General features: G+C 71.0%; 16 protein-coding genes and 1 pseudogene. 11 read left to right on the top strand and 6 right to left on the bottom strand.

The window, feature by feature from the left end; all coding sequences use genetic code 11:
• Positions 1–1,749 carry a malto-oligosyltrehalose trehalohydrolase gene (gene treZ / locus ACZ7BZ_RS14340; RefSeq protein WP_470358568.1) on the top strand — a complete coding sequence of 583 codons (1,749 nt, stop codon included), beginning with the start codon at positions 1–3 and terminating at the stop codon, positions 1,747–1,749.
• Positions 1,750–1,801: 52 nt separating this feature from the next.
• Here treZ and ACZ7BZ_RS14335 read toward each other — a convergent pair whose 3' ends face one another.
• The gene (locus tag ACZ7BZ_RS14335; RefSeq protein WP_470358567.1) at positions 1,802–2,695 is read right to left on the bottom strand and encodes a transketolase family protein; all 894 of its coding nucleotides are present in this window, start codon (positions 2,693–2,695) and stop codon (positions 1,802–1,804) included.
• Between the two features lie 44 nt (positions 2,696–2,739).
• Positions 2,740–3,465: a thiamine pyrophosphate-dependent enzyme gene (locus ACZ7BZ_RS14330; protein WP_380451776.1), complete on the bottom strand. Its 726-nt coding sequence runs from the start codon at positions 3,463–3,465 to the stop codon at positions 2,740–2,742.
• A 56-nt stretch (positions 3,466–3,521) separates the two neighbouring features.
• Between ACZ7BZ_RS14330 and soxR the strand changes: the two genes are divergently transcribed.
• Together soxR and ACZ7BZ_RS14320 are read left to right on the top strand one after the other, a co-directional pair.
• On the top strand, positions 3,522–4,073 hold the full coding sequence (soxR, locus tag ACZ7BZ_RS14325) for a redox-sensitive transcriptional activator SoxR (RefSeq protein ID WP_470358566.1): 552 nt from the start codon (positions 3,522–3,524) through the stop codon (positions 4,071–4,073).
• A 43-nt stretch (positions 4,074–4,116) separates the two neighbouring features.
• On the top strand, positions 4,117–5,085 hold the full coding sequence (locus ACZ7BZ_RS14320) for an aminoglycoside phosphotransferase family protein (protein WP_470358565.1): 969 nt from the start codon (positions 4,117–4,119) through the stop codon (positions 5,083–5,085).
• On the opposite strand, the gene ACZ7BZ_RS14315 is transcribed toward ACZ7BZ_RS14320, so the two are convergent.
• The 4 genes and pseudogenes from ACZ7BZ_RS14315 to ACZ7BZ_RS14300 all read right to left on the bottom strand — a co-directional run bounded on the left by ACZ7BZ_RS14315 (position 5,052) and on the right by ACZ7BZ_RS14300 (position 6,753).
• Positions 5,052–5,573, bottom strand: a complete 522-nt coding sequence (locus tag ACZ7BZ_RS14315) for a GNAT family N-acetyltransferase (protein WP_470358564.1) — start codon at positions 5,571–5,573, stop codon at positions 5,052–5,054. The genes ACZ7BZ_RS14320 and ACZ7BZ_RS14315 overlap by 34 nt on opposite strands.
• 64 nt (positions 5,574–5,637) lie before the next feature.
• Positions 5,638–6,009, bottom strand: a pseudogene (locus ACZ7BZ_RS14310) (formylglycine-generating enzyme family protein); the annotation flags it as partial.
• Positions 6,010–6,166: 157 nt separating this feature from the next.
• Positions 6,167–6,364: a hypothetical protein gene (locus ACZ7BZ_RS14305; protein ID WP_470358563.1), complete on the bottom strand. Its 198-nt coding sequence runs from the start codon at positions 6,362–6,364 to the stop codon at positions 6,167–6,169.
• A complete protein-coding gene (locus ACZ7BZ_RS14300; RefSeq protein ID WP_470358562.1) occupies positions 6,361–6,753 on the bottom strand; it encodes an ATP-binding protein in 393 nt (130 codons plus the stop codon). Before ACZ7BZ_RS14300 ends, ACZ7BZ_RS14305 begins: the two co-directional genes overlap by 4 nt.
• Before the next feature lie 313 nt (positions 6,754–7,066).
• Here ACZ7BZ_RS14300 and ACZ7BZ_RS14295 point away from each other — a divergent pair, with 313 nt between their 5' ends.
• From ACZ7BZ_RS14295 to ACZ7BZ_RS14260, 8 genes are all read left to right on the top strand, one after another.
• The gene (locus ACZ7BZ_RS14295; protein WP_470358561.1) at positions 7,067–7,912 is read left to right on the top strand and encodes a helix-turn-helix domain-containing protein; all 846 of its coding nucleotides are present in this window, start codon (positions 7,067–7,069) and stop codon (positions 7,910–7,912) included.
• Positions 7,909–8,130, top strand: coding sequence for a DUF397 domain-containing protein (locus ACZ7BZ_RS14290; protein WP_470358560.1), 222 nt, complete (start codon positions 7,909–7,911; stop codon positions 8,128–8,130). The genes ACZ7BZ_RS14295 and ACZ7BZ_RS14290 overlap by 4 nt, the downstream gene beginning before the upstream one ends.
• 143 nt (positions 8,131–8,273) lie before the next feature.
• Positions 8,274–8,501, top strand: coding sequence for a hypothetical protein (locus tag ACZ7BZ_RS14285; RefSeq protein WP_470358559.1), 228 nt, complete (start codon positions 8,274–8,276; stop codon positions 8,499–8,501).
• A gap of 4 nt (positions 8,502–8,505) precedes the next feature.
• Entirely contained in the window at positions 8,506–8,997 is a 492-nt protein-coding gene (locus tag ACZ7BZ_RS14280) for a DUF6879 family protein (RefSeq protein ID WP_470358558.1), read from the top strand.
• Between the two features lie 3 nt (positions 8,998–9,000).
• Complete coding sequence (locus ACZ7BZ_RS14275) at positions 9,001–9,846, top strand: helix-turn-helix domain-containing protein (protein WP_470358557.1); 846 nt, start codon at positions 9,001–9,003, stop codon at positions 9,844–9,846.
• A 133-nt stretch (positions 9,847–9,979) separates the two neighbouring features.
• On the top strand, positions 9,980–10,198 hold the full coding sequence (gene tgmA / locus ACZ7BZ_RS14270) for a putative ATP-grasp-modified RiPP (RefSeq protein WP_470358556.1): 219 nt from the start codon (positions 9,980–9,982) through the stop codon (positions 10,196–10,198).
• 10 nt (positions 10,199–10,208) lie between these two features.
• Positions 10,209–11,153 (top strand): ATP-grasp ribosomal peptide maturase, encoded by a 945-nt coding sequence (gene tgmB / locus ACZ7BZ_RS14265; protein ID WP_470358555.1) that lies wholly within the window; start codon positions 10,209–10,211, stop codon positions 11,151–11,153.
• On the top strand, positions 11,146–12,339 hold the full coding sequence (locus ACZ7BZ_RS14260; RefSeq protein WP_470358554.1) for a methyltransferase domain-containing protein: 1,194 nt from the start codon (positions 11,146–11,148) through the stop codon (positions 12,337–12,339). The genes tgmB and ACZ7BZ_RS14260 overlap by 8 nt, the downstream gene beginning before the upstream one ends.
• Positions 12,340–12,374: the final 35 nt, after the last annotated feature.

Here is a 12,374-nt window from a genome sequence, read left to right as displayed (position 1 = left end):
GTGTCGCACTACGAGGTGTGGGCGCCGAGCGCCGCCAGCCAGGTCGCCGTCGAAGTCGACGGCGTGGCCCATGAGTTGGCCCGCTGTCCGGACCGGGACGGGTGGTGGGCCGGCGAGGCCCCGGAGGGGGACTACGCCTTCCGGCTCGACGGCGGCCCGCCGCTGCCCGACCCGCGCTCGCCCCGGCAGCCGCACGGCCCCGATGGCCCCAGCCGGGCGGTGGACCACGGCGCCTTCCGCTGGTCGCGGACCGGCTGGCACGGCCGCGCACTGCCCGGCGCGGTGCTCTACGAGCTGCACATCGGCACCTTCACCGCGCGCGGCACCTTCGACGCGGCCGCCGAACAGCTTGACCACCTGGTCGAGTTGGGCGTGGACTTCGTCGAGCTGATGCCGGTCTGCCCGTTCCCCGGCCGGCACGGCTGGGGCTACGACGGAGTCTCCCTGTGGGCCGTGCACGAGCCCTACGGCGGACCGGAGGGCCTCAAGCGCTTCGTGGACACCGCGCACCGCAAGGGCCTCGGGGTGGTGCTCGACGTGGTGCACAACCACCTCGGCCCGTCCGGCAACCACCTCCCCGCGTACGGCCCGTACTTCACCGACCGGCACCACACCCCGTGGGGCTCGGCGGTCAACCTGGACGCGCCCGGCTCGGACGAGGTGCGCGACTACCTGATCGGCAGCGCGCTGGCCTGGCTGCGCGACTACCGGATCGACGGCCTGCGGCTGGACGCCGTGCACGCCCTCGCGGACGACCGGGCCGTCCACTTCCTGGAGGAACTGTCGTACGAGGTCGAGAAGTTGGCGGTATCGGTGAACCGTCCGCTGTTCCTGATCGCCGAGTCCGACCTCAACAGCCCGCGCACCACCGCCGCCCGGGAGGCCGGCGGCCAGGGCCTCACCGCCCAGTGGAGCGACGACTTCCACCACGCCCTGCACTGCGCGCTCACCGGCGAATCCCAGGGCTACTACGGGGACTTCGCGCGCCGGCCGCTCGCCGCACTCGCCAAGGCGCTGCGGCACGGGTTCTTCCACGACGGCGGCTGGTCCTCCTTCCGGGGCCGCAGCCACGGGCGGCCGTTCGACTCGGGCGAGGGCCACCGGCTGCTCGGCTACCTCCAGACCCACGACCAGGTCGGCAACCGGGCGCTCGGCGACCGGATCTCCACCTCGCTGCCCCCCGGCCGGCTCGCCTGCGGCGCGGCCCTGGTGCTCACGTCGCCGTTCACCCCGATGCTGTTCATGGGCGAGGAGTGGGGCGCCGCCACCCCCTGGCAGTACTTCACCGACCACACCGACCCGGCCCTGGCGGAGGCCGTCCGGCGGGGCCGGCGGCGGGAGTTCGCCGAGCACGGCTGGGCCGCCGAGGCCGTCCCGGACCCGCAGGAGCCGGCCACCCTGCTGCGGTCGGTGCTCGACTGGACCGAGCTCCGGCGTGGCCCGCACCGCGAACTCCTCGACTGGTACCGGACGTTGATCCGGCTGCGGCGCGAGCGGCCGGAGCTCGCCGACCCGGACCTCGGCGCGGTGCGGGTCGAGTACGACGAGGCCGCGGGCCAACTGGTGGTGCACCGGGGGCCGTACCGGGTCGCCGTCAACCTCGGCCCGGCCGAAGCGGCGCTGCCGCTGGGGGGCGCCGGGCAGGAGGTGGTGACGGCCTTCGGGGCGGCCGCGCTGGAGGGCGCGGCGGTGCGGCTGGCGGCGGACTCGGTGGCGGTGGTGCTGGTCGCCCGAGGGATCACGGGCTGAAGGCGAGGGCTCACCGGAGGTGCCTGGGGGCCCACCCGAGGAACCGGAGGGATCACCAGAGGAAGGTGCCGATCCGCTCCTTGAGCGAGCCGGCGTCCAGGCCGTAGGCGGCCAGGTGCTCGGCCATCGAGCCGTACTGCCGGTGCTCGCCGCGCGGCACGCCCAGGCCCAGCACCCGGTGCGGGCGGTCGGCCAGCGCCGCGTGCGCCTCGTTCGCCGATGTGCCCGCCAGGTACGGCTCCACCAGCACCACGTCCGCCCGGTCGCCCAGCGCGGCACGCAGCCCGGCGGCGTCGAAGGGCCGCACCGTCGCCGCGTACAGCACGGTGACGTCCAGGCCCTCGGTGGCCGCCAGCACCGCGTCCAGCGTCGGGCCGACGGCCAGCACCACGCCGCGCGCGCCGGTGCGCACGGTGGTGAAGCGGCCGGGCTCGACGGCGAGCGGCGCGGTGTTCTGGTGGTTGGAGAGCCGGACGTACACATTGCGGTCGCCGTCGGCGACGGCGTGGCGCAGCAGTTGCTCGGCCTCGTCCGGGTGGCCGGGGACGTGCACCGTCCAGTCGGGGAGGGTGTCCAGCAGGGCGACGTCGCCCGGGGACATGTGGGTGCGCCCGGCCGCCGGGTTGTCGTAGGAGCCGCCCGCGCTCACCAGGACGGCGCCGACACCCTGGTGGACCAGACTCAACTTGATCTGCTCGAAGGGCCGTTCGACCAGGAAGCTGGCGAAGGTGTGGGCGATCGGGCGCATCCCGCTGAGCGCCAGCCCGCCGGCCGCGCCGACCAGCAGCTGCTCCCGGATGCCGACGTTGACCACCCGGTCGGGGTGGCGCTCGTGGGCGGGCTCGAAGGCGGCGGCGCTGATGTCGGCGAGCACCACGGCCAGCCGGGGGTCCTCGTCCAGCAGGCGGGTGGTGACGTCGACGAAGCGCTCGCGCATGGTGTCCATCGGTGAAGTGCCTTTCGTGTGCGCTGACTCGGGGGGGGTGTGGTTCAGGAGTTCTTCGGCTCGACCCGGGCGACGACCACGTGCGGGCGGCCCGGGTGCGCGGTGGTGTAGGCCCGGTGCAGCGCCTCGTGGTCGCGGCCGTCCACTGTCGCGGTCGACCAGCCCGCGGCGGCGAAGCGCTGGGCGATCCCGCCCTGCCAGCCGTGGGTGGCCGAGGAGTTGTCGATCACCACCGCGTGCAGCCGGTCCAGCCCGTAGGCGCCGGCGAAGGCCACCGCCTCGTGGTTGGAGCCCTCGTCGAACTCGGCGTCGCCGACCAGCACCCACACCGCCGGGTCGGTCAGCCCCTGGGCCCGCAGGCCGAGCGCGGTGCCGACGGCCAGCGGCAGGCCGTGCCCGAGCGAGCCGGAGGAGATCTCCACGCCGGACAGCAGGGTGCGGTCCGGGTGGTAGCCGAGCGGCGAGTCGTAGCCGCCGAAGCTCGGCAGCACGGCCGGGTCGAGGAAGCCCTTGGCGGCCAGCACGGCGTAGTAGGCCATCGGGCCGTGGCCCTTGGAGAGCAGGAAGCGGTCGCGGTCCTGGGCCTCGGCGGTGTCCGGGGCGACCCGCAGCACCCGGTCGTACAGCACCCAGAGCGCGTCCAGGGTGGAGGTGGCCGCGACGTCGTGCTTCTCGTCGCCGGTCATCAGGGCCATCAGCGGCTGGAGGTCCTCGAAGCGGGCCGGAGCTGCGGTTTCCGCCGGGGCTTCGATGTCGGTGTGCGTCGTCATGCGTCGATCGTGCAACTTGAAGCCGACTTGAGGTCAAGCGGCTACAGTGAGTTCCCATGACCGCGATACCCGACGCCGGCCGCACCCGCGGCCCGCGCCCCGGCGACCTCCTCACCATCGGCCAGCTCGCCGCCCGCAGCGGACTCGCCGCCTCCGCGCTGCGCTACTACGAGAGCCTCGGGCTGATCCACGCCACCCGCACCGCCGGCGGCCAACGCCGCTACCCGCGCGGCACCCTGCGCCGGATCGCCTTCGTCCGGGCCGCCCAGCGGGTCGGCCTCTCCCTGGACGAGGCCCGGGTCGCCCTCGACCGGCTGCCCGAGCGCCCCGCCCCCAGCGGCACCGAGTGGGACGACGTCGCCGCGTCCTGGCAGCACCGGATCGACGAGCAGATCGCCGAACTCGAGCGGCTCAAGGCCAAGCTCAGCGGCTGCATCGGCTGCGGCTGCCTCTCGCTCACCCGCTGCGCCCTCTACAACGCCGACGACCGGGCCGCCCAGGCCGGCCCCGGCGCCCGCTACCTGCTCACCCGCGACCCGGACACCGGCCCGGAGCCCGTCCCGGCGGACCTCCCGAGCGGCTGCGGCACCCGGCGGGAGACACGCTGAAAAGCCTTTGCCACCGTGCTGTTGGCGTGCCTACGGTGCAGGCATGCTGCCCCTGGTGGAGACGGACGATCAGTGGGACGCGGTCGTGCCCGACGAGTCGGTGATGCGCCCGGGCGCCGAGGCCCTGTGCGCGCGCCTCGGCGTCGGCGGGCTGCCGCTGGAGCGCTTCGCGGAGGGGTCCGTCCCGGTCTACGCGGTCGGCCCCGAGCACGTGCTCAAGCTGTTCCCGGCGTCCTCCGCCCGGGACGGCCTGGCCGAGCAGCGCGTCCTGGCCTTCCTGGACGGCGCGCTGCCGATCCCCACCCCCGCGGTCCGGGCGGCCGGCGAGTACGTCAACGGCTGGCGATACGTGCTGATGTCCCGCCTGCACGGCGAGGGCCTGGCCCCCGCCTGGCCGCGCGTCCCGCAGGCCGAGCGCGAGCGGATCGCCCACGACTGCGGCGAGGCGCTCGCCGCCCTGCACGCCCTGGACGCGGAGCCGCTCGCCGCCGCCCTCGCGCCCGGTGACTGGCCGGCCTTCCTGGCCCGGCAGCGCGCGGGCGCCGTCGCCCGCCAGCGCGGACACGGCCTGCCGGAGGCCTGGTCGGAGCAGATCCCGGACTTCCTCGCCGCCGCCCCGCTCCCGTTCACCCCACAACGCTCCCTGCTGCACACCGAGTTCATGCGCGAGCACCTGATCACCGACCCGACCCGCGGCTGGCGGCTCACCGGCCTGATCGACTTCGAGCCCGCGATGGTCGGCGACCCGGCCTACGACCTGGTCGCCGTCGGCCTGTTCACCACCCGCGCCGACCCGCACCTGCTCGGGCGGCTGCTCACCGGCTACGGCCGCCCCTTCGAGCCGCGCCTGCTGATGGCGTACACGCTGCTGCACGTCTACAGCAATCTGCCTTGGTACCTACGGGAGTTGAAGCCATCGGCACGGACGCTGGACGACCTCGCCGAGGAGTGGTTCGGGGTCGACCGAGGGGCCTCGCGTCAGGGCCTCGGGTCGGTGCGCAGCAGGCCGTAGAGCACCGCGTCCCGCCATCGCCCGGCCCGGAAGGTCACCGCGCGGTGAACACCCTCACGAATGAAGCCGGCCTTCTCCAGGGCGCGCTGCTCCGCGATGTTGTCGACGTCGGTGTCCGCCTCCAGCCGCATCACCGGCGTGTGCGCGAACAGGTAGTTCACCAGCAGGCGTTGGGCCTGGGTGCCGATGCCCCGTCCGCGCGCCTGCGGCATCAGCTGGATGCCGATGCTCCAGTACGGCGCCGTCGGCACGGCCGCCTTGCGCCTGGCGGCGACGAAGCCGCAGAACTCGCCGCCCGCGACGACCGCGAAGATCCACTGGTCGTCCCCGAGCAGTCCGTTCTCCGCCCAGGTGCGCCGGAACCGCTCCGGGTCCCGCCAGCCGAACCACTGGAACTCGCCGCTCTCTTCGGGGTCGTTGACCAGCCGGCCGAACGCGGGGAGGTCGGCTTCGGCTATCGGACGCAGGGATACCTCTTCATCGCTCATGCAGGCGCCAACGCGCGGCCCGTCGCGGGGGTTCCACCAGTGTTCACCTGGGTGTTCACCCGGATCAGGGGCCGATCGAGCGGGCGAGCCGGAAGCCGACGTCGTCGATCCGCAGGGTCGGGTGGCTGCGGCGGCGGACGGAGGCGCGGCAGCTCCAGTGCTCGTCGAACCAGCCGCCGCCGCGCAGGACGCGGTAACTGCCGTACACCTCGGGGTCGTAGAGCTCCCAGCACCACTCCCACACGTTGCCGAGCAGGTCGTACAGCCCGTATCCGTTGGGCCGCAGCCCGCCGACGGCGTGCGGGCGCTCGCCGGAGTTGCCGCGGTGCCAGGCGATCTCGTCCAGCGGGCCGTAGCGCGGACCGTCCGTCCCGGCGCGGCAGGCGTGCTCCCACTCGGCCTCGGTGGGCAGCCGGTAGCCGTGGGCGGCGTCCTCACCACCGGCCCGGCCGCCCTGCGGGAGCGCTTCGCGGGCTGAGCCGGGCGGACGGGCAGACGGGCAGACGGGCAGACGGGCAGACAGCAGGGACTGCACGAGAAGTCGACCCGGTCGACTTCTCGTGCGCAGGCCGCCCGCCCGGCAAGCCCCCGCCCTACGCCAGCGGCGCGTCCTCACCCGTCGCGGTCCGGCGGTGCCGGGCCGCGGCGAGCAGCTGACGACGGACGGCGGCGGCTTCGGGCCGGCGTCTGGCCAGCTCGACTTCGAGGCGGCGGCGTTCGGTTCGGAGAAGGCGGGCGACGGGGGCGCGGGAGCAGCGCAGGAACCACCAGTCACGGAGCCGGTCGATCACGCGGCCACCTCGCCCCACACGATCTTGCCGATGGGCCGACGCGGGCAGCAGCCCCAGCGCTTGGTGAGGGAGTCGACGAGTTGGAGTCCTCGCCCGGTCTCGCCGTCGAGACCGGGCGAGGAGAGGGAGGGGAGGCGGTCACCCCGGGCGTCGTGGACCTCGATGCGGAGGCGGATGGGGTCGACGTCGAGGGCGAAGTAGATGAGGTGGCCGATGGGGGTGCCGTGCAGGACGGCGTTGGTGACGAACTCGGTGGTCACGACGAGCCCGGAGTCGAGGAAGCGGTCCCCGTGCAAGGTGGAGGAGAGGAGGGCCGCGAGCCGCTGGCGCGCGATCGCGGGCGAGCGGCGGCTGCGCGGGAGCCAGATGGTGGAGGAGGTTCGAGACATGGCGAAGTCACCTTCCAGGCACACGAAATGAGTGGAGAAGGCCGGGCAGCCGCGACGGCAGCCCGTACACGTCCAACACGAAGCGCCCCCATGAGAGGGCAGGACAGTCTTACGCCATGCATGTCACACACAGCCAGCGCTTCGTTACGCACAGCATGGAGCACCATCGCCAGAGATAGCAAGGCAAGTCGCTGAAATATGAAAACTTTCAGATCTGACGGCAAGGTGCGCCCTCTAGGCTGCTGTCGATGGTGGCGAACCGTCACCACTCGCATGCACACTGGTCCCTGAACGTCCTGGAGGGGTTACGTAGATGGCAGTCGCAGTGCCAGCCGTGCGGTACCGGCGCATCGCCGCCGAGCTGAGAAGGCTTCGCGAGTTGAAGAACCTCTCCGCCGAAGAGGTCGCCGCCCAGGTCGACGGCATCAACCTGGTGAAGCTCAGCCGGTACGAGAACGCCCGCGTCCAACTGAAGCCGGATGTCGTCCGTGCCCTACTCGACTTCTACGAGTGCGATGAGGAGCTCAAGGAGGTCCTCGTCGAGATCCTCCGGGACAAGCGTCGTCCGGGCTGGATTGCGGGCTACGAGCAACTGAACCCGCTCTACACGGACCTGATCCGCCTTGAAGAGACGGCTGTTGGCAACAAGTCGTACCAGTCCGCCTACATCCCGGGTCTCCTCCAGACCCGCCAGTACGCGCACGCCATCATCTCCAGCGGCGTGATAGACAAGCCCAGCGTCGAAGAGCGCGTAGAAGTCCGGATCAACCGGCAATCCGTCCTCACCCGATCCGAGAACCCACTGAAACTGTGGGCCGTGATCCACGAGGCGGCCCTGACCATGAGCGCCGCCCCAGGCGCCATGGCCGACCAGTTGGACAAACTGCTGCAGTTCAGCCAGCTCCCCAACATCAGGGTTCAGATCATGCCGTCCATGGCTCCGCCGCACCCTGGAATGACCGGCTCGTTCGCACTGCTGGAGTTCCGGCAGCGAGATCTCGATCTGGTCCTACTCAGCGGCATGCTCAGCAGCGATTGGGTTGAAGACCCGGGCCAAGTCGATATCTATCGAGCGGCGTTCGACGAAATCATGGCAACCGCCTTGGACCTCGACCAGTCTCGTAGCCTCATCGCACAGAAGAGAGACACGCTCAAGTGACCCATTTTCCTGTCGCCTCCGCACTCCCCGTCCAGTGGAGGAAGGCAAGCGCCAGCAACCCCAACGACGACTGCATCGAAGTAGCCAACGCCATCACCGGCATCGTCCCGGTGCGCGATAGCAAGGACCCCAATGGACCGGCCCTCGCGTTCAGCCCTACGGCCTGGCACGCGTTCATCGCCGGGATCCGCTCCGACGACTTCCCCGCCACCCCCTGAAACACCACGGGCGGCCCCGCGCACCACACGGGGCCGCCCGAGCAGAGCACTTGGGAGCAAGTTCGGGCACGTTTGTCGTCCGAGGATCCGTCCGTGCGGAACGATCGTTCAAGGCAATCATCTCCGGCCGCCAGGAGGCCACCATGGCACTGCACAAGCTGGGTCAGGACCCGGACAGTCCCGAGGGCAAGTCCCCGACCGTCTACTTCGACGACGTGACGGGCAACTACGTCCTCCAGGGCTGGAAGGTGCTCGACCCGGAGCGACTCGCGCACATGGACATCCCCGAGCACGAAACCGTGATCGAATTCCCCAGGCGCATGATGCAGTTCTTCCCGGAGGTGAACGGTGTCGGCGGCACCCACTCTTGAGGACTTGCTGCGGAACTCCACCCGCTCCGCTCTCCATCTGGAGATGCGCGACGGCTACATGCGCGACGACCCGATGTTCCTCCGATGGCTCAGCGGGCACCGAGACGACCGGGCCGACCGGTCGTCCTGGTGGAGCCCCTGGCTGCAGCTGATCGAGGAGACCACCAGCCGCGGAGTGGACGTACGGCGGGCCCGCATCGTCTCCGAACCGGCCAGCGAGTACATCCGGTTCGAGCACGAGATCACCTTCCGGAACACCGGCTCAGGCGAGCGCGTCAGATGGCTCCCCCGCCGGCAGGCAACCGACCTGGCCCTTCCCGGCAACGACTTCTGGCTCGTCGACGGAGAACGTCTCCTCGTCCACCACTTCAGCGGCGAGGGCGACTTCGTGGAGCACGAACTCGTCACCGACCCGCACACCATCGCCCTCTGCGCCTCGGCGTTCGAGGCCGTCTGGGCGCGTGCCCTCCCCCACGAGGACTTCCGGCTCACCTGACCCATGTCCGCGTCAAACAGCGTCCAGCAAGCCAAGCAGGCTCTCGGCCAGCGTCTGCGCGACATCCGGCGGGATTCCGGACTCAGCGCGCGGGCACTGGCCGAAGCTGCCGGCTGGCACGAGTCGAAGTGCTCCAAACTCCAGAGCGGTCGCGTGATGCCGTCGGAAGCCGACATAAGGACCTGGACTGCCATCTGCGGCGTTCCCGGTCAGGCGGCGGACCTCATTGCGACCGCACGGAACATCGACGGCATGTACGTCGAATGGCGCCGACTCGAGAGGTCAGGCCTCAGGCGGGCGCAGGAGTCCGTTCTCCCGCTCTTCGAGCGAACACGCCGGTTCCGCATGTACCAGTCGTGGGTGGTCCCCGGCCTGCTCCAGACAGCGGCCTACACGCGCGCCGTGCTCAACACGATCGTGGCACTGCGCAGCACTCCCGACGACGTCGACGACTCCGTCGCGGTTCGGATGGAGCGGCAGAAAGCGCTACACGCCGGGGATCACCGCTTCGCCGTCCTGGTCGAGGAGTGGGTGCTTCGAACGGTCATCGGCACCCCGGACGTCCTGATCGGTCAGCTCGGCCATCTGATCACCGCCAGTGCCTTGCCGTCCGTCAGTCTCGGAGTGATTCCGCTCGGCTCAACCAGAGGTCCGGGCTGGCCCGTTGAGTCGTTCACGATGTACGACGACGCCCAGGTGAACGTCGAACTCGTCTCCGCTCACCTGACCATCACCCAGCCGGCTGAGATCGCCGAGTACAGCCGTACCTTCGCCGAACTCGCAGGCATCGCGGTCCATGGGGCCGCGGCGAGATCACTGATCGCCAGCGCCATCAACGCGCTCGGGTGAATTCGAGCAAGCTCAAGCAAGTTGGTCGACCGCATACGCACTCGCTCCCTACCGTCTCAATGCGCCACCACCGCCGCCCTCGCTCTTCCAGCCAGGGCGGCCGCATCCACTTCAAGCACGGGAGGAGACCACCATGACCACCACCGCCCCGGCGGACCGGCAGCCGTTCGCCATGCGCTACGCCGCGCGCCAGACCAGCGAGCCGGCCGACACCACCGGCGTCACGTACGACCGCGAGTTGCAGATCGCCGTCACCTCCGACGGCAACCCGTGGGCGCACACCGCCCACGGCGAGACCAGCAGCAACACCAACTCCGACAGCAAGAACGACGAAGGCACCGACTTCTACTAGGAGTGCCGAGGTGACGGAACCTCACGGCGAGGCGGTGCTGGTTCTCACGAGCCAGCTCGACTCCACTGCGGATCTGGTGGTCGAGCACCTCAACGACCGGGGCGTCCCGGTGTTCCGGTGCGACACCGCCGAGTTCCCGATCGAACTCAGCCTGACCGCAACGCTGGAGAACAGGTGGGCCGGTCTGCTCGACAACGGGCGCCACACGCTCGACCTGGCCCGTGTCCGGTCGGTGTACTTCCGCAGGCCCGAGGAATTTCGGCTGCCTGACGGCATGTCCGAGGCTGGGCGGCGGTTCGCCGCCGCCCAGTCCCGGGCCGGCTTCGTCGGCGTCGCCGTCGCTCTCCCCTGCCTGTGGATCAACCACCCGGCGCGGGAACTGGACGCCAACCACAAGCCCTGGCAACTCGCTGCCGCCCGACGCCTGGGGTTGGCTCCACCACGCAGCATCATCACCAACGACCCGCACGCGGCAAGGAAGTTCGCCGCCGACCTCGGCAGCCCGGTCATCACCAAGAGCCTGGGCGCGCCCGTGGACACGGTCGTCATCGACCCCGCGGACCTGGACGACTCCGTACGCCTGTGCGCCCACCTCTTCCAGGAGTGGATCGACAAAGCCCACGAGGTCCGGCTGACCGTGGTCGGCGACCGCTTCTTCCCCGTCGAGATCCACGCCGGGTCGGAGGCCGCCCGCGTCGACTGGCGCACCGACTACCGGAGCCTCACGTACCGGCCGACGGCCATCCCCGACCTGGTACGCGAGCGCGTGTCCACGTTCATGCGCGAGTTCGGACTCGTCTTCGGGGCCTTCGACTTCATCGTGACGCCGGCCGGGGACTGGCGTTTCCTCGAGGTGAACCCCAACGGCCAATGGTCGTGGATCGAGCACAGGACCGGCGTGCCCATCTCGCGCGCCATCGCGGATCTTCTGGAGAAGGGCAGCACAGGTGAGTGACATCCTGGCCGGGACCGGGGAAGCTGCGCGCGGACTTCGCGCCGCACTGGCCGAGGAGCTGGAGCGCGACGGCTCACTGCGCACCCCGCAGTGGCGGGACGCGGTGTTGGCGGTGCCCCGCCATGTCTTCCTGCCGACCTTCTACACCACCGTGGACGCTCCGGACGGCATCACCCGGTACACAGCCGTCAGCCAGGACACCCACGCACAGCAGTGGCTACGGCTCGCCTACGACAACACGACGTGGGTCACCCAGCTCGACCGGGGCGCCACCCTGCCGAACAGCGAACCCTGCCCCGGGACGCCCACCAGTTCCTCGACACGACCCGGCGCCGTGGTGCGGATGCTCGAAGACCTCGACGTCCCGGACGGCGTGAACGTGCTCGAAGTCGGAACCGGCACCGGCTACTCCACAGCGCTGCTGTGCGCCCGCCTCGGCGACCGCTACGTCACCAGCGTGGAGCACGACGCCGCCCTGTCCGCCGCAGACGGCGAACGGCTCGCCGCCATCGGCTACCGGCCCCGCCTGATCGTCGGCGACGGCGCCGAGGGCAGCCCCGACGGCGGACCGTACGGCCGGATCATCGCCACGTACTCGCCCAGCCGTGTTCCGTCCGCATGGCTGGCCCAGGCGCTACCCGGCGCGATCATCCTGGTGTCGTTGGTCGGCAGCCTCGACGCCTACGGCTACGTAAAACTGCACGTCGTCGACGGCGAAGCGCAAGGTCGGTTCCTCAACTCCGAGGTCTCGTTCATGCTCTCCCGCGAGACCCGGCGCCCGGCGATCGGACCCCTCATGCGCGCCGCCGTCCAAGCCCGCGACAACACCGCCAGCCTCGACACGGCCGTCCACCCCGACCTCCTGGACGACCCGGCGTTCCTGTGGAGCGCCCAACTCGCCATGCCGGGCACGACCCGGCTGCACCTGACAGCCGACCGCGCCGCAGGCCAGTGGTTCCTCCACCCAGACGGCTCCTGGGCCGTACTGGAGAGCTGGAACGACGGCACCACACGCGCCTTCCAGGGCGGCTCGCGCGCCCTCTGGACCGAGCTGGAGGCGACCGCTTCGACGTGGTTGTCCAACGGGCGCCCCGGGCTGGAGCGTTATGGGCTCACGGTGACCCCGGGGGCCAACACGGTCTGGCTGGACGACCCCGGCAACCCGGTCGGCGTTCTTGGGGAGTGATCACCGTCCGTCCGGCCCTGCGCAGCGCGCGGGGC

The sequence above is a fragment of the Kitasatospora sp. NPDC036934 genome, assembly GCF_055608425.1.
Note: the sequence above shows the minus strand (reverse complement) of the source record. Positions and strands in the feature narration are given on the sequence as shown.